The organism is Pseudomonas reactans (genome assembly GCF_013387025.1).
GTDB lineage: Bacteria > Pseudomonadota > Gammaproteobacteria > Pseudomonadales > Pseudomonadaceae > Aquipseudomonas > Aquipseudomonas reactans.
The window spans coordinates 136,889-152,858 of the sequence record NZ_JACAQP010000018.1; the positions used below are offsets into that span (position 1 = coordinate 136,889).

The following is a 15,970-nucleotide window of genomic DNA, read 5'->3' on the forward strand; positions in this document are numbered from 1 at the left end:
CGTGGACAAAGCAGAGACTTAGTCATCCTTATCATAATGCCGTTGATATCTCAGAGCTTTGGCAACAGACTTTTTCAAGTGCATTAAATCATCAAATCCACTAGGCAGATCTAAAAACCTATTCGCGTCCGCAAGTGTCGGATATATATTATAATTACTAATATAGAAAAGCACCGCTTCTTTAAAGAACATCTGAAGCTGGAAACAGTGGTAATCTAAATTTTCCACCTCATGGCCAGTATGTACATTTCGATTACGATACTCCCTAAGATGCTCTAAGATTTGCGCGTGATATGGCCGATCCGAAAACATAAAAGAGCATCGCCTAACTATGGCCTCCGCATTATTTTCTGAAGGGCTAACCATGGACTCAAGCGCGGCCCAAAGCTTGAGTATAACTATGTTTTTGTCATGCTCATCAAATGCACGAACGTAACGCACAATTGCAGACTTAATTATTGAGGAATTTCCGTGAGCTCCAACCTTTTTAAATATCGTTCGAGACACTTTCGCCATAGCTTCTCGCGACTTGGCAACCGTCGGCTTTATTACCGTATAATTTCTCTCATACCAGAACAAATTTTCATCTACTAACGTTCCATTTTCATGATGGAGCGAATGTAAGCCTCCAAGCACTATACGATTTAAAGAACCAATTTTAGGTTTGCCAAAATTAAATTCGGATACCGGATTGGTCAAAAGGGAGAAAACGCCTCTCACATAATCTAATTCGTAGATTGCCGAATGAAACGCATCCATCTTATCCTTTGACTTTAAAGTTACAGTTATTGAGCTATACCCTTTAGGTAAGGGCTCAAGATCACTGGGCCACTTGAGCTTGTCGCGAGTATTAAATTTTTTTGGCAGGCCTGTTGGATAGCACTTTATAACTGCTTTGTTCGTCAGTATAGCTTTAATAGGAAATCCATCTCGAAGAGAGATAGACGTAGCCATCACATAGGTGTCCTCTCTTTTCCTTCCGCGCCTTATTACAGCAGCGTTCAGTTCTTGAAGAAATGAATCCTTCGTGAATACACTACCTTTCGCAAAAGAAGCTTGGGCTTCCATGAAAATAGATCTGGTAGTTGAGTAACTATAATCACCATCAAAATCCAGCATGGTTAACATAACACTGTCTATCTCATGCTTTTCAAAAGCAGAATAACTAACCTGGCCTTCATTACTAACCGTGGTAATTTCCCTAAGCTTGTCAATAAGTACTTGCGGCTTCAATCTATCATTTTTCTTCCATTTGACTTTCATATTCACTCCTTGATCCGGCTCCATGCCGGTCACCCGTAATACCCAACCCAAACCAAATTGCCACCACTGGTCACAGAGGGCGGCGCCTGCCTGTTAGGGCTTAGGAATAAACGCTTGTCTGTCTAAATACTATTCCGTAAGCGCAGAAGCCGAGACCGATCTCGGCAATTGCCATCACGCCGTACATCACGCCACCCCCAAAGGAGGAAGCGAGGAAGGCTAGACCAATGAGGAAAATAAGCACCTGCAAAATAGTCTCAGCTCTCTTTGCCCAAAATGGTCCTTTAGAGTCAACGAAACCTGCGACAAAACCGATCAGTACCCCCACAACTATTTTCGCAAACATCTTCGCTCCTTGAATTGGCTCCATGCCGGTGATCTGTAATACCCCATATCAGCGTAACCCGGCAACATCAGAGCATCTCAGCCCCTTCTTGATGCTTTGATCCCAAACCAAACCCCTACGAATGTCGCACACAGCATGAACCCAAGGATCTCCAATTGACCGCGCTCAACGGCCGTCACGATACCGACTCCTTGGAAAACCCCGCCGTATATGAAAAAGCTCCGCATTTCACTGAAATTCATAGTCATCCTCTGACAGTCAGATTCAAAAAGCCCTGTCAGTACAGATAGACCACACCAACGAATCACGCCAACCGGCTAGGATCTCAACGCTTATCTTGAGCGTCAGGACTCCATGTACTGCAGAGAAATATGATCCCCGGAGCAATCAAGCAACCCCAATAACCATTGAAACTTGGATAGAACAGCGGCCCAAATATCCCGCTGATTAGAAAGGCGGCCCCTGCCCATAACCGCTTACGCGGAGTGAACCACTCGCGGAAAGCTTCAAGCTTTTTACCAGTCATCACTACCTCCTTGGTTGATAAGCAGCAAAGCATATCACCCACCTAAATGAATCACGCCAGCCAGCGAGGCAGGCGCACGCTTGGAGATAACCCATGCAAGCAGTCATCTACGCAGGCCTGCGCAACGGCGAGCGCGATCAGCGAATACACGACGCCCTGGTCTACAAGCACGTCGTTGAGGTCGCCAAGGAATTCAAGCTGGCACCCAACACCATCCGAGCAGCGGCAAAACGCATTCAAAACGCTGTTGTGTTCGAGCTCAGTCTGCTAGGGGGGGGGCAGCCAGTACCTATCGGAAAGGTTGCGGCTGATTGTTTCCGCAAAGCCGCGCTCGGTGCCTACCGGAACTATCACGGCACCTTCCGCAACCTTGAGCTGCCTTGCTGGGTGATCACCGACGGAACGAACAGCATTGAAGTGCTGGAGCTTCGTAAGATCGACACTGGAGACCAGCCACTTTAGATACAGTGGCGTCGGAAAAACTGGTGAATACTCAAGCCCTATTATTCGTACTCATCCATGTGGGCGTTTTTCATTGCAAAATCCGGGAATGGTGCTGCTTTCTTGGCTGCATACTCAAGACTTGGAAGTGCCATAAGAAGAAAGTCTCGAGCAGAGATTATCGAGTCGCCCCAGTGCTTCCGGTAAAACTCTTTGCTTCCCTTTGAAATAGCGTTCCACTCTTGCCCTTCCCTTTCCACAGATGCTATGACGCCCTCTACCTCACCTATAGCCCTAGATAGGTAGCTAGCAATACTTATGTCAATCGGAACTATCCTTTCGATGTCCTGCATGGTCAAACGATCTAGGTATATACGCAAACGTGAAACTCTTTCACGTATGTCTGTTATAGGTTCCGGCGAATTTAAATTATCGAAATAAACCCATCCGCTTAATGCCGCCAGGTCGCCGTTCAACGCCTCCGCTATGGGCCATAGCCTTGCCGCAACCAGAGAAGACCTTACTTTTTTCTCTGCCAGTAACTTTCGATCCGCATCAGTAGCCAGGTAGAGCGATAAAGCCACGGCGGCGATTGTTCCTACAGCAGAAAATGCATCCCAGTTCAATACGAAGCTGAAGCTAACAGCTGGCACGAGTTTAAAAAAAATTCCACCACACATGAACAGCATCAAACAGACAAGCCACCGAACCCAGCGCTTTTCCATAACTAGCCTCCCCCAAAAAATAAATTATGCGTGACGCATAGTTCAGATGCGAGGACTCCCCGTGAAACGAATTTATCTCAGCGGGCCCATGAGCGGCTTGCCAGGGCTGAACTTCCCGACCTTTCACAGCATGACCGCCAGCCTGCGCGCCGGCGGCCACACCGTCACCAACCCCGCCGAGATCAATCCTGAAGGCGGCACCTGGACCGATTGCATGCGCCGCGACATTGCCGCCCTGATGGACTGCGACACGGTGGCCACGTTGCCCGGCTGGGAGCATTCAAAGGGTGCCCGCCTGGAAGTCCTGATCGCCGAACGCCTCGGCATGACGGTTGTGAAGGCCCATGACCTGCGGCACAAGCAAATTGAATGCGACCCTGCCGTCTAATTCCCAGTGGCAACAAAGAACCCGTACAAACAAAAAGCGATAGCCCAAGCTGTAAGTGCAAAAATAGCGACTACTTGAGTTTTTGAGAATCGAACTAGCTTCCCTACTAGGCCAGCCAAGGACAAGCCAATGCCAGCTAGCACGAACACGGTAATGGCTCGACCAATGGTGTCATGAGTTCTCCAGGTTGTGCTCCTTGCAATAAATCCGACTGCGTACCCTGTCAAAAAAGCCATCATTAAAGTCGATACGGCAACCATAGATGCCTTAAATGCACTGCTATTTTCTTTTATCACGCTAACGCACCAATCCAAATATTCAAATTAACTGGCCCTACTCACTCAGAGAATCGAGCCCGAAAACATTTTAACAGTGAACCCGCCAATCGAACCAACTGAGCCGCTATAGCGGCAAGGACGAAGTCATGCCTGAAGAAATCAAATTGATCCAGCCAACTCCGGTCGTACGCGACGAATACGGCATGTTCGCCCACCCCGATATGCCCGACTTCGACGAGGGCGACGGTGACAAGGTGAAAGCCTGGGTTGCCGAGCAGTCGTTGGAGGTGCAGATGGTTAGCCTCGAATACCACAGCGACGAAGCGGTCTCTGAGCGCTATTTCGAAGCCGGCGACCCGGATTGCAGTCACTGGGAGCCGGACCGGCCTAATGGCGAAGGCTGGTTCTGCCTGACCATTCACGACACCGACGACGGTCCGGTCTGCTGGTGGGCGCGCCGGGATGTTACCCCATGAGTCGGAGCGGATACGCAATGTGTTCAGTGATGCTCCTATCGATGCGGTAACTCCGCAGATTATTGCGCAGTACCGCGACAGCCGCACCGCCAAGGTTCGAGCCAACCGGGAGATCTCCCTGCTGTCACACATCTACAACATCGCACGCGAGTGAGGATTGACTGAGGCCAACCCCACCGCCGGCGTTCGCAAGAACAAAGAGGCGCCGCGCGACTTCTACGCCAGCGAGGAAATCTGGAGCGCCGTATACGCGGTGGCAGCCTCAGAGCTGCGCGATGCAATGGATCTGGCATACCTGACTGCCCAGCGCCCGGCTGACACGCTTTCAATGCGGGAGGCCGACGCGGTTAATGAATTTCTGCAGGTGTCCCAGGGCAATACGTCCAAGAAGCTGCGAATCCGCCTGACGGCCGCCGGCGCGATGAATGATTTAGGCGCACTGGTTGAGCGCTTGATCGCACAGAGACGCACCTGTGGAGTTCGAAACCCTTATCTGATCGTCACTGAGGATGGGAGGCAAGTGACCAAGCACATGCTGAGGCTACGCTTTGACGATGCGCGGGATAAGGTAATTGTTATCGCCAGAGAGGCGGGTGACGGGGTTCTGGCAGCAAGCATTCGTCAGTTCCAGTTCCGTGACATCCGCCCAAAAGCCGCTAGTGAAATCCTGGACCTAGGAGATGCCAGCCGCCTGTTGAGGCATACGGACAAGCGCATCACTGAGACGGTTTACAGGCGTGTCGGGGAGATAGTAAAACCAACCCGCTGACATCGAGTTGCGGAAACTGCCTGAAATGATGCGGAAACTATCAGGCTCTAAGCTGGTAGGAGCATCAAGCCCCAGAAACACAAAAGCCCCGCTAGTGCGGGGCTTTTGTTTGAATCTTGGCGGGAAACCAGGGATTCGAACCCTGGAGACGCTATTAACGTCCGCCGGTTTTCAAGACCGGTGCATTCAACCACTCTGCCAATTTCCCTTGTGCATCACAGGATTATAGTAGCCCATCCCGTCTCAGCGGGCGCCATAATACCCGAATGAAACACACTGTCAAACTCTTGCCATCGCTTGTTACAGAGCGTCTGTTATGATCTTTGCGACTGAACGTTTCAAAACCGAAGGAGTGTCGCCATGCGCGAACAGAATTACGCAGTGAATGGTAACGCGCAGGCTGAGCAGCTTGAAGTCAGCCGTGTGTTGCGCAACACCTATGGCTTGCTCGCCCTTACCCTCGCATTCAGCGGCGTGATGGCGTTCGTGGCTCAGCAGATGCGCGTCGGCTACCCGAATATCTTTGTCGTGCTGATCGGCTTCTATGGCCTGTTCTTCCTGACCAACAAGCTGCGTGACTCGGCCTGGGGCCTGGTATCGGCGTTTGCCTTGACCGGTTTCATGGGCTTTATCCTCGGCCCGATCCTCAACCGTTACCTCGGCATGGCTGGCGGTGCGGAAGTGGTCAGCTCGGCGTTTGCCATGACGGCGCTGGTGTTTGGTGGTCTGTCGGCCTACGTGCTGATCACCCGCAAGGACATGAGCTTCCTGGGCGGTTTCATCACCGCTGGTTTCTTCGTGTTGCTGGCGGCCGTGGTTGCGAGCATGTTCTTCCAGATCAGCGGCCTGCAACTGGCGATCAGCGCAGGTTTCGTGCTGTTCTCCTCGGTGTGCATCCTGTTCCAGACCAGCGCGATTATCCACGGCGGTGAGCGCAACTACATCATGGCAACCATCAGCCTGTATGTGTCGATCTACAACCTGTTCATCAGCCTGTTGCAGATCTTTGGCATCATGAGCCGCGACGACTGACTGATTGTCAGCACCCTAAAAAATGCCCCGCATCGAAAGATGCGGGGCATTTTTGTTTCAAGGGACTTAATACTGGTTGGGCTCCATTTCCAGATCAACCTTGAAACGCTCAGCAATGTCGCGCTGGATACGCTGGGCCAAGTTCGCAATATCGTTTCCGGTGGCATCGCCGTAGTTGACCAGCACCAGTGCCTGCAACGTGTGCACGCCGGCATCGCCGTCACGGAAGCCCTTCCAGCCGGCCTTGTCGATCAGCCAGCCAGCCGCAAGCTTCATCTGCCCATCGGCCTGTGGGTACGCCACCAGGTCCGGATACAGCGCTTGCAACTCAGCCGCCAGCACTTGGGACACCAGCGGGTTCTTGAAGAAGCTGCCCGCATTGCCCAACTCTGCCGGGTCGGGCAGTTTTTCCTGGCGGATGCTGCAGATCGCACGGCTGACGTCACTCGGTGTTGCCTTTGTAATGCCCTGCCCCGCCAGGCGCTGCTGCACCGGGCCGTAGTCGAGTTTCAGGTGGCTGGCACGGCTCAGGGCAAAACGCACCCGCAAGATCAGCCAGCGCGCGGTCTCGTGTTTGAACAGACTGTCGCGGTAGGCAAAGTTGCATTCTTCCAGGCTGAAATCGCGCAACTCGCCGGTGTGACGATCCAGGGCGGTCAGGCCGGCAAATACATCCTTGATCTCGACACCGTAGGCGCCGATGTTCTGCATGGGCGCGGCGCCAACGGTGCCGGGGATGAGGCTGAGGTTTTCCAGGCCGCAGAAACCTTGTTCCAGGGTCCATAGCACGAACGGATGCCAGGCCTCGCCGGCTTCGGCCTCGACCACCACCTGCGTGCCGTCGTCGTGCAACACACGGATGCCCTGGCTGGCCATGCGCAGCACCAGCGCCGGAATGTCCTGGGTCAACAGCAAGTTGCTACCGCCGCCGATCACCAGCAGCGGCACCGCGTGGGCGGCCGAATAGGCCAAGGCCTCACGGACATCATCGTCGCTACGGGCCTCGGCGAACAGCTGGGCGCGCACGTCAATGCCAAAGCTGTTGAATGGCTTGAGCGACACCTGCGCAAGCACTTGCAAGGTCATAACCGCCCCTTCAATTCGATCACCAATAAATCACAGGCACGTTCAATCAGGTCCAGGACCCGTTCAAAGCCTTGTTCGCCTTCGTAATACGGGTCTGGCACTTCGTCCACTTCGGCGTCGTAACGGCGCAGGAACAGGTCCAACTCCGCCTTGCCCTGGCCCGGCTGCAGGGCCTTGAGGTTGCGCAGGTTGCTGTGATCCATGGCCAGGATCAGGTCATAGCGCGCAAAGTCGGCGCGAGAAACCTGCTGGGCACGCTGTGCCGACAGATCGTAACCGCGCACCAACGCCGCGCGCTGGCTGCGCTGGTCCGGCGGGTTGCCGACATGCCATTCGCCCGTGCCAGCGGACGCGACCTCGACCTGCCCCGCCAGCCCCGCTTCGCGCAATTTATGGCGCAGCACGCCTTCTGCGGTGGGCGAGCGGCAGATGTTGCCCAGGCAGACAAACAGAACCTCCATCAGGCCCCCAGCAGGCGACGGACGCGCTCAAGGTCTTCCGGGGTGTCGACACCGGCGGGCGGCGCTTCCAGCGCATCGCCCACATGGATGCGCACGCCGTGCCACAGGGCGCGCAGTTGCTCCAGGGATTCGGTATTTTCCAGCCAGCACGGGCCCCAACTGACGAAGTCATGCAGGAAACCGGCGCGGTAGGCGTAAATGCCAATATGGCGACGGTAAGGCACGCCTTTCGGCAACACGTCAGGCTGCTTGGCGAAGGCGTCGCGCGCCCAAGGCAAGGTCGAACGACTGAACGTCAGCGCCAGGCCATTGATGTCACTGACCACTTTCACCACGTTCGGATTGAACAGGGTTTCGATGTCTTCGATCGGCTCGGCCAGGGTCGCCATGCGTGCTTCGCCATGGGCGGCCAGGTTGGCGGCCACCTGGTCGATCACGCTCGGTGGGATCAGGGGTTCGTCGCCCTGCACGTTGACCACGATGGCGTCTGGCGCCAGGCCAAGCTGGGTGGCGACTTCGGCCAGGCGATCGGTACCAGAGTTGTGGTCTTCGCGGGTCAGCACCGCCTCGGCGCCAAAGCCCTTGCAGGCCTCAATGATGCGCGGGTCGTCGGTGGCCACCACCACGCGCTCGGCGCTGCTCTTGCAGGCCTGCTCCCACACCAACTGGATCATCGGCTTGCTGCCGATCAGTTGCAGCGGCTTGCCCGGCAGGCGAGTCGAGGCGTAGCGGGAAGGAATGACAACGGTAAAGGCGGTGGTCATTTATCCAGGCGCTCATCGGTGGTCAGGGTGCGAGCTTCGCTTTCCAGCATCACCGGGATGCCATCACGGATCGGGTAAGCCAGGCCGGCGCCTTTGCTGATCAGCTCGGTTTTGTCGGCGCTGAGCTTGAGCGGGCCTTTGCAGATCGGGCAAGCGAGGATGTCGAGCAATTTGGTGTCCATGAGTGTTTCCTGGAAAGCAGCGGTTTAAGGCAAAAGGCGGGCAGGCAGCAGACGCATCAGCTGCGTGTCAAACCATGCGACGAACGCCGGCGACGGCAGTGCATCCACCGCAAGGTACCACCAGTCGGGCTGGGCAAAGGCGCGGCACTTCACCGCGTCCTTTTCGGTCATGACCAGCGGCAATGACGGCGTAAAATTCAGGACTTCGGCGCTGTAAGTCGCGTGGTCGGCAAACCCATGGGGTATCGGCTGCCAGTGTAGCGTTTCAAGGGTATTGAAGAAACGTTGCGGGTTGCCGATGCCAGCGACCGCATGCACCTGCTGGCCTGCTGGAAAATGATCCACCGGCTGCCGCTCGCCGGTCAGCAGGTTGACCAGCGCGGTGGGTTGCAGGCGAAAGGCAAAGCCATCGTCTCGATCACTGGCGGCGCCGTTGTACAACAGCGCATCGACGCTGTGCAAACGCTCAACCGGCTCACGCAACGGTCCCGCCGGCAGGCAACGGCGGTTACCCAGGCCGCGGGCAGCATCGATCAGCACCAGTTCAAGGTCACGGGCCAGGCGGTAGTGCTGCAGACCGTCGTCGGAGAGGATCAGGTCCAGGGTTTCGCTGGCGAGCAGCGCCTGGACCGCACGGCTGCGATCGGGGTCGATCATCAGCGGCACGCCGCAGCGCTGCACGATCAACAAGGGCTCATCACCCGCCACGTCGGCGCTATGGCTGGCTTCGACCCGCCAGGGCAGCTGCGGCGGCTTAGCGCCATAACCTCGGCTGACCACACCCACGCGCAGGCCGCTGCATCGGCAGTGTTCAATCAGCCACAGGATCAACGGCGTCTTGCCGGTGCCACCCACGGTGATATTACCGACCACCACCACCGGCACTGGCGATTGATAGATCTCGCCCTCACCGGCCAGAAAGCGTGCACGCTTGCCCTGCACCACCCGGCGATACAAGGACTCCAGCGGACGCAGCAGCGCAAGTGCCGGATGGCCCTCGTACCAGGCCTTGAGCAAACGATCGGACAGGGCCATCAGGGTTGGCCCGCCGCCTCGACGGTGGTCATGCGCAAATGGCTGAAACCGAGCTTGCCAGCGGCGTCCATTGCGGTGATCACAGCCTGGTGTTGGGTCTTGCCATCGGCACTGATGGACAGCGGCAGCTTAGTGTCGCCGCCGGACTCTTTCTGCAAGGCGTCCATCAGGCTGGCCAGGTCGTTTTTCTCGAGCAACTGGTTATTCACCGAAAACACCCCGTCGGCGCTGATGGCGATGTCCAGTTGCTTGACTTGCTGGTCTTCGGCTGGCGAACCGCTCACGGCTTCCGGCAGGTCGACGCGCAGTTCGGTCTGCCGGATGAAAGTCGTGGTGACAACAAAAAACAGCAGCAGGATAAACACCACGTCGATCAGCGACGCGAGGTTGATATCAACGTTTTCCCGTTGCTTGCGGCGAAACTTCACGCTTTGCCCCCAACCAGGTCCACGTCACGATCGCCCTGCACCACTTCCACCAGCTTGATGGCTTCCTGCTCCATGCCCACCACCAGTTCATCGATGCGGCGTTGCAGGAAACGGTGAAAGAACACCGACGGAATACCCACCATCAGGCCTGCGGCCGTGGTGATCAGCGCCTTAGAGATACCACCGGCCAGTACGGCTGCGTTGGTGGTCATGCCGGAACCCATGAACGAGCTGAAGATATCGATCATGCCCAGCACCGTGCCGAGCAAGCCGAGTAACGGCGCCATGGCGGCGATGGTGCCGAGGGCGTTGATGTAACGTTCAAGCTCATGGATGACGCGGGCGGCGGCTTCCTCAATGCACTCTTTCATGATCTCGCGACCATGTTTGGAGTTGGCCAGGCCGGCGGCGAGGATTTCACCCAGCGGGGAGTTGGCGCGCAGCTCCTTGAGCTTTTCCTTGTCGAGCTGCTTGTTCTTGATCCAGCTCCAGACCTGCCCCAGCAAATGCTCGGGGGTCACACGGCTGGCGCGCAGGGTCCACAGGCGTTCGGCGACGATGCCGAGTGCGGCGATAGAGCTCATGATGATCGGCAACATCATCCAGCCGCCGGATTTGACCAATTCCCACACAGTGAATGTCCCCTCGAAAAAGTGCGCCACTTTACCATATAGGTGCGTCGACCACAGACCCCATCGGCCGCGCCTAAGGTAACCGCTCGCGCCAGAAGCGGCGTTGACTGCGCGCAACCTCCGGCGGCGTGAACGCCCCCAGTTGCAGACGCACGGCGCCTTGCTCGGCACTGTCATACACCTGACTGCCCAATCGCTGGTAACGCGCCATCACCTGCGGATGGGGATGGCCGAACGCATTGTTGCGCCCCCGCGAGATCAGCACGGACCGTGGAGCAAGCCGCTCCACAAAGGGCCAGGACGATGAGCTGCGACTACCATGGTGCGGCGCTTGCAGCCAATCGGTGGGCACCGCCAGGGGGGACGCGAGCATAGCCTGCTCGGCGGCGCGGTCAATATCACCGGTCAGTAGCAGGCGCTCGCCATTGGCCTGCACCTGCAAGACGCAGGACTTTGCGTTGCCACTGATAGCGTCGGACCACTGCCAGAATTCGAAGGTCACACCGTCCAAGGTCCAGCGCTCGCCACTGATGCAAGGCTGGGTACCTAGCGACAAGGGCAGACCTTCGGTTTCTCCGCCCACCACGCGCTTGATCGGCATGCCTTTGGCAATCGCCACTGCGCCACCGGCGTGATCCGCGTCGGCGTGGCTGAGCAGCAGCATATCCAACTCCCCTACCCCGAGTTTTCGCAGAGATGGCAGTACCACGCGCGCGCCCAGGTCAAAGCTTCCGGAGCGCGGGCCAGCGTCGTAGAGCAACGTGTGATGACGGGTGCGCAAAATCAGCGACTGCCCCTGGCCGACGTCAAGCTGCGTCACCTCCACCTGCCCGTCGGGCACCAGCGTGCGCGGGGGGAACACCGCCAGCAACAGCATCGGCCATCCCAGCACACGAAACGGCACACCTGTGGGAAGCAGGAGCAGCACAGCCCCGAGCAGACTCACCAGCCAATACCCCAGCGGTACATCGGCCGGAATCCAGGCCGGCATCTGCCCGGCAAGCCACGCCAAGCCGTTGAACAAGGCACCCAGTGCCCCGCCCGCCAGCCACAGCAGACCTTCCCCCACAAACGGCAACGCCAGCAATGCAGTACCCAGCAAGGCCAGCGGCAACACCACCAGGCTGATCCATGGCACCGCCACCAGGTTAGCGAACGGCGCACTCAGACTGATGGGCAAGCCCAACACCAACAAGACCGGAAACAACCCGATGGCAATCAACCACTGCGGTCGGGTCCATGCCTGCCACAGGCTCCACGGCCCCAGACGGCCACCAAACGCCAGGATCAGCACCGCCACCGCCGCAAATGACAGCCAGAACCCCGGCTGCAAACTGGCCAGCGGCTCCAACACCAACACCCCATTGAGCGCCAGCAACAAAGGCCACCACAGCCCCAGGTGACGGAAGCGCAATCGCCACACCAGCACCAAGCCAACCATCACACAGGCGCGCTGCACCGGCACACCAAACCCGGCCAGCAAGCCATAACCCAGCGCCGTGGCAAACGCCAACCCACAGGCCCAGGGCAGCCAGGGCCAGGTTCGAGGCCAAACCCCATAACGGGCCAGGCCGGCGATCAAGCCGTAGATCAAGCCAGCGAGCAGGCCGATGTGCTGGCCGGAGATGACCAGCAAATGCACAGTCCCGGTGTCTTGAAGCACCTGCCAATCAGCAGCGGTCAATCCAGAGCCATCGCCCAGCACCAAGGCAATCAGGCCCGCCTCCCGGCCTTGGGCGTCCACCGCAAGCAAGCGCTGACGCACACCGTCGCGCCAGGCGTTGGCAGCCGGGGCCAGGCGCTCTCCGTCCTTTACCGTGCCGGTGGCGCCAATTCGCTGGGCGAGCAGCCAGGCCTCCTGATCAAAGCCGTGGAAGTTCAACAACCCGGCGGGCCGCTTGAGGGCGACTGCCAGGCGCCAGCGTTCACCGCTGCGCACGGGCGGCCCGCCACGCCAGGACACCCGGATGCGCGTGGGCAGCCGGGCATTACGCGACCGACTGTCGGTCAGCACGAAGCGCACGCCATCGCCCGTTTGCTGAGGCAAACCGGTAACCCGCCCTTCCACCCAGCGCGTCTGGCCATCCAACACCGGCTTGAGGCGATCATCCAGCGCCCACTGCGCGCTCATGCACGCCCAACTCAGCCCCAACAGGAAAAACGCCAAGGGATACGTGCGAAACGGCAACAGCATCAAGGCCAGTACCAGCAAGGCGATCAGCCAACCGGTCGTCGGCAATGCCGGTAAAAAGCGCAAGGCCAGCAACCCCAGCGCAAACGCGAACATCCCTGTCCTCATGGATCATCCTTTTCAAGTGATCCACTCAGTCTTAGCCGGATGCCCAGCACGGCCTATGATGTTTTGTCACAAAGTCTGAATTTTCTGTTTATAGAATGCGGGCATACTTGCCCCTCGAACTGACCTGGACCCCTTATGCCCCGGCGCTTATTCAAACGATACATGCCTGACCCCAGCAGTATCAGGGAACACAAGTCATTACAGTTTCTCGGCACCTTGCTGCATGACCCGAACCTCTGGCACCTGAACCGCCACTCGGTCGCACGCGCAATGGCCGTGGGTTTGTTCGCGGCTTTTATTCCGATTCCGTTGCAGATGCTGCTCGCCGCTGTCCTGGCGATCACCGTGCGCGGCAACATGCCCATCGCGGTCAGCCTGGTGTGGCTGACCAACCCGATCACCATGCCTGTGGTGTTTATCTGCACCTACATGACCGGTGCCTGGCTGATGAATGTGCCGCCGCGCAGCCTGCCGGATGACCTGACGTGGGAATGGATCAGCGGCCAATTGAGCACGTTATGGCAGCCGTTCCTGCTGGGCTCAGTGGTGCTGGGGCTGGTGTTGGGTGCGCTCGCGTATTGCCTGACCATGGGCTACTGGCGCTGGTGGGTGGCCCATCAATGGAAAAAACGCAAACAGCGTCGCGCCTAGCGAGCCCGCAGGCGCAGGTGCACTCGCAGTCCTTTTCCGGTGTTTTCCGCCCACAGGCTGCCGTCCTGGCGTTGCACGGCATTACGCGCGATGCTCAAGCCCAGACCGAAGCCACCATCGCCGGGGCGTGATCCGTCCAAGCGGGTGAAGGGCGCGAAGATTCGTTCCAGGTCTCCGTCATCGATCCCGCCGCCCTGGTCCTCCAGCCACACATGCCAATAGTCACCTTCGCGACGCCCATCCAGGCTGACCACACCGCCCACGGGTGAGTGGCGAATAGCATTGCGCAGGATGTTTTCCAGGGCCTGGGCCAACGCATTCAGGTTGCCCCGCACCCAGCACTCCGGGCCGAGCAGGCACGGCAGGCGTGATGCGGGCCAATCGCTTTCGAAGCATGCGTTTTCGCGCAACATGTCCCACAGCGCCTGAAGCTGGATATCTTCCTGGGGCAACGGCGCCCGCTCGGTGTCCAACCAGGCCAGTTGCAGACTGTCTTCCACCAGGCGTTGCATCGCATCGACCTCACGGCCAAGCCGCTCGCGCAGTTGCGTCAGGTCCTGCTCACTGTCACACGCCACGCGCAGGCGGCTCAGCGGTGTGCGCAGTTCATGGGACATGTCCCGCAGCAATTGCTGCTGCAACACCACGGTGCCCTGCAAGCGCTCGGACATGTGGTCGAACGCGCGGCCCAACTCACCCAACTCATCCTGACGACTGGTGGCGTCGTGGGACAGCCGCGTATTCAACTGGTCGGCCCGCCAGGCATTGGCCTGCTCACGCAATTGATTGAGGGGCATGATCAGCAGCCGATACAGGCCGACACACAGCAACAAAGTAAACAGGCCGGGGATCACGCCATTGGTCACTACCCGCCAGAACAGTTGATAACGCCCTGGCATGAAGCGCTGCGGCAATTCAATCACCAGCGAACCTGCGTTGGGGTCGACCGGAAACGCGATTTTCAGCCACGGCAGGCCTTTGGTATGCCGGCTCACCGGCCAGTCCAGACCACGCAAAAAGGTCAGGCGCTGGCTTTCCTTGTCGGTCAGCGGGTAGCTGCTCAGCGATTGCAAGTCATTGCCGATCACACCTATCCAGGTGGTTTCGCGCTTGCCCATCTCCTGCAGCCACGCATCGACGCCCGCATTGCCGTCTCGGTTCCAGGCCTGCTCCGCTCGCACCGCGTAGCCACTCAAGGTGATCCGCGCTTCATCGGACAGGTAGGCGTTCTTCTGCTCCATGTACCGCCCCCACGACCAACTGAGCCAGATCATCAGCAAACAGAAGGCGATCAACAGGCAGGCCAGCTTCCAGAATAACGAGTGCTTGCCCGGCAGCCGTTTAAAGGCTGTCATCGGCACCGCTCAATACATAGCCCTTGCCCCAAACCGTGCGCACCTCGCGTTCGGTGTAGCCGATGGCCTTGAGCTTGCGGCGGATCTGACTGATATGCATGTCGAGGCTACGGTCATGGGGCGCGTAACCGCGTTGCAGCACATGCTGGTAAAGGAAGGGTTTGCTGAGGACCTCTTCAGCGTTGCGATGCAGGGTTTCCAACAGGCGATACTCACTGCGGGTCAGGCCAGCCCAACGTTCCCGGTGGCAGACATCGCACAGTTCATCGTCAAAGCGCAGGGTACGGGCATCGTCACGCGTGGGCGCCAGGCTCGGCAACGGACGTCGGTCCAGTGCCACCCGACGCAGGATGGCCTCGATGCGCACACGCAACTCGATCATGCTGAACGGCTTGGGCAGGTAGTCATCGGCACCCAGGCGAAAGCCGCTGATGCGATCGGCCTCGGCCCCCAGTGCCGACATCAGGATCACCGGGATCGAATGGCTCTGGCGCAGATGAGTGAGGATCGACAGCCCATCCAGCCCCGGCAGCAAGATGTCCATCAACACCACGTCGAACATCTGGTCGCGCGCCATCTGCAGGCCTTGCTGGCCATTCTGGCACCAGGTGACGTGGAAACCACAACGGCCCAGGTGCTCATGGACATAGGCGCCCAGCACGGGGTCGTCTTCGATGGTCAGGATACTGGGCAGGCCAATTGCTACGGGATTCATTAGTATCTGCAAGTCATTCTCAATGACTGATTATTCAAGATAACCCCGCCGCAGGCAATCGCCACTGGCCGCCAAATGCCTTCAAGATTGCCGTATGTCATTAATTTGCAAGATTCCT

Annotated in this window: 21 protein-coding genes and 1 tRNA gene; 7 read left to right on the plus strand and 15 right to left on the minus strand. The window is 57.9% G+C overall.

Translation table 11 applies throughout. The features are described 5' to 3' along the window. Positions 1-18: 18 nt before the first annotated feature. From HX793_RS19535 to HX793_RS19545, 3 genes are all read right to left on the minus strand, one after another. Entirely contained in the window at positions 19-1,263 is a 1,245-nt protein-coding gene (locus tag HX793_RS19535) for a HEPN domain-containing protein (protein WP_177096799.1), read from the minus strand. Positions 1,264-1,363: 100 nt separating this feature from the next. Further along, positions 1,364-1,609 (minus strand): hypothetical protein, encoded by a 246-nt coding sequence (locus HX793_RS19540; RefSeq protein ID WP_177096798.1) that lies wholly within the window; start codon positions 1,607-1,609, stop codon positions 1,364-1,366. Between the two features lie 325 nt (positions 1,610-1,934). Continuing rightward, the gene (locus HX793_RS19545; RefSeq protein ID WP_177096795.1) at positions 1,935-2,135 is read right to left on the minus strand and encodes a hypothetical protein; all 201 of its coding nucleotides are present in this window, start codon (positions 2,133-2,135) and stop codon (positions 1,935-1,937) included. A 93-nt stretch (positions 2,136-2,228) separates the two neighbouring features. On the opposite strand from HX793_RS19545, the gene HX793_RS19550 reads away from it, so the two are divergent. After that, positions 2,229-2,597, plus strand: a complete 369-nt coding sequence (locus HX793_RS19550) for a hypothetical protein (RefSeq protein WP_177096793.1) — start codon at positions 2,229-2,231, stop codon at positions 2,595-2,597. A gap of 41 nt (positions 2,598-2,638) precedes the next feature. Here the strand turns inward: HX793_RS19550 and HX793_RS19555 are convergent, their stop codons facing one another. Next, on the minus strand, positions 2,639-3,301 hold the full coding sequence (locus HX793_RS19555) for a hypothetical protein (protein WP_157742041.1): 663 nt from the start codon (positions 3,299-3,301) through the stop codon (positions 2,639-2,641). Between the two features lie 61 nt (positions 3,302-3,362). On the opposite strand from HX793_RS19555, the gene HX793_RS19560 reads away from it, so the two are divergent. The 4 genes from HX793_RS19560 (at position 3,363) to HX793_RS19570 (ending at position 5,212) form a co-directional block, all read left to right on the plus strand. After that, positions 3,363-3,689 (plus strand): DUF4406 domain-containing protein, encoded by a 327-nt coding sequence (locus HX793_RS19560; RefSeq protein WP_177096791.1) that lies wholly within the window; start codon positions 3,363-3,365, stop codon positions 3,687-3,689. Between the two features lie 424 nt (positions 3,690-4,113). Beyond that, complete coding sequence (locus tag HX793_RS19565; RefSeq protein WP_177096789.1) at positions 4,114-4,443, plus strand: hypothetical protein; 330 nt, start codon at positions 4,114-4,116, stop codon at positions 4,441-4,443. A 19-nt stretch (positions 4,444-4,462) separates the two neighbouring features. After that, complete coding sequence (locus HX793_RS32035; RefSeq protein ID WP_256354498.1) at positions 4,463-4,597, plus strand: hypothetical protein; 135 nt, start codon at positions 4,463-4,465, stop codon at positions 4,595-4,597. A gap of 3 nt (positions 4,598-4,600) precedes the next feature. Next, positions 4,601-5,212 (plus strand): site-specific integrase, encoded by a 612-nt coding sequence (locus HX793_RS19570; protein ID WP_256354497.1) that lies wholly within the window; start codon positions 4,601-4,603, stop codon positions 5,210-5,212. 117 nt (positions 5,213-5,329) lie between these two features. Here HX793_RS19570 and HX793_RS19575 read toward each other — a convergent pair. Next, positions 5,330-5,420: transfer RNA gene (locus tag HX793_RS19575), tRNA-Ser, on the minus strand. 152 nt (positions 5,421-5,572) lie between these two features. On the opposite strand from HX793_RS19575, the gene HX793_RS19580 reads away from it, so the two are divergent. Further along, the gene (locus tag HX793_RS19580; RefSeq protein ID WP_016977342.1) at positions 5,573-6,244 is read left to right on the plus strand and encodes a Bax inhibitor-1/YccA family protein; all 672 of its coding nucleotides are present in this window, start codon (positions 5,573-5,575) and stop codon (positions 6,242-6,244) included. 66 nt (positions 6,245-6,310) lie between these two features. Here HX793_RS19580 and murB read toward each other — a convergent pair whose 3' ends face one another. From murB to HX793_RS19620, 8 genes are all read right to left on the minus strand, one after another. After that, positions 6,311-7,330, minus strand: a complete 1,020-nt coding sequence (gene murB, locus HX793_RS19585; protein ID WP_177096787.1) for a UDP-N-acetylmuramate dehydrogenase — start codon at positions 7,328-7,330, stop codon at positions 6,311-6,313. After that, the gene (locus HX793_RS19590; RefSeq protein WP_010209653.1) at positions 7,327-7,791 is read right to left on the minus strand and encodes a low molecular weight protein-tyrosine-phosphatase; all 465 of its coding nucleotides are present in this window, start codon (positions 7,789-7,791) and stop codon (positions 7,327-7,329) included. The genes murB and HX793_RS19590 overlap by 4 nt, the downstream gene beginning before the upstream one ends. Continuing rightward, on the minus strand, positions 7,791-8,555 hold the full coding sequence (gene kdsB / locus HX793_RS19595; protein ID WP_177052099.1) for a 3-deoxy-manno-octulosonate cytidylyltransferase: 765 nt from the start codon (positions 8,553-8,555) through the stop codon (positions 7,791-7,793). Before kdsB ends, HX793_RS19590 begins: the two co-directional genes overlap by 1 nt. Next, positions 8,552-8,737 carry a Trm112 family protein gene (locus HX793_RS19600; protein ID WP_003174668.1) on the minus strand — a complete coding sequence of 62 codons (186 nt, stop codon included), beginning with the start codon at positions 8,735-8,737 and terminating at the stop codon, positions 8,552-8,554. The genes kdsB and HX793_RS19600 overlap by 4 nt, the downstream gene beginning before the upstream one ends. A gap of 24 nt (positions 8,738-8,761) precedes the next feature. Continuing rightward, positions 8,762-9,772, minus strand: a complete 1,011-nt coding sequence (lpxK, locus tag HX793_RS19605) for a tetraacyldisaccharide 4'-kinase (protein WP_177052097.1) — start codon at positions 9,770-9,772, stop codon at positions 8,762-8,764. Beyond that, entirely contained in the window at positions 9,772-10,200 is a 429-nt protein-coding gene (gene pocB / locus HX793_RS19610; protein WP_177096785.1) for a flagellar polar localization protein PocB, read from the minus strand. The genes lpxK and pocB overlap by 1 nt, the downstream gene beginning before the upstream one ends. Next, positions 10,197-10,832, minus strand: a complete 636-nt coding sequence (gene pocA / locus HX793_RS19615; RefSeq protein ID WP_016978182.1) for a flagellar polar localization protein PocA — start codon at positions 10,830-10,832, stop codon at positions 10,197-10,199. The genes pocB and pocA overlap by 4 nt, the downstream gene beginning before the upstream one ends. A gap of 73 nt (positions 10,833-10,905) precedes the next feature. After that, the gene (locus tag HX793_RS19620; RefSeq protein WP_256733895.1) at positions 10,906-13,131 is read right to left on the minus strand and encodes a DNA internalization-related competence protein ComEC/Rec2; all 2,226 of its coding nucleotides are present in this window, start codon (positions 13,129-13,131) and stop codon (positions 10,906-10,908) included. Positions 13,132-13,266: 135 nt separating this feature from the next. Here HX793_RS19620 and HX793_RS19625 point away from each other — a divergent pair, with 135 nt between their 5' ends. Continuing rightward, positions 13,267-13,782 (plus strand): DUF2062 domain-containing protein, encoded by a 516-nt coding sequence (locus HX793_RS19625; RefSeq protein WP_012724913.1) that lies wholly within the window; start codon positions 13,267-13,269, stop codon positions 13,780-13,782. Here HX793_RS19625 and HX793_RS19630 read toward each other — a convergent pair. After that, positions 13,779-15,137, minus strand: coding sequence for a sensor histidine kinase (locus tag HX793_RS19630; RefSeq protein WP_177052095.1), 1,359 nt, complete (start codon positions 15,135-15,137; stop codon positions 13,779-13,781). The two genes, HX793_RS19625 and HX793_RS19630, sit on opposite strands and share 4 nt — an antisense overlap. Further along, on the minus strand, positions 15,124-15,852 hold the full coding sequence (locus HX793_RS19635; RefSeq protein WP_177052093.1) for a response regulator transcription factor: 729 nt from the start codon (positions 15,850-15,852) through the stop codon (positions 15,124-15,126). The genes HX793_RS19630 and HX793_RS19635 overlap by 14 nt, the downstream gene beginning before the upstream one ends. Positions 15,853-15,970: the final 118 nt, after the last annotated feature.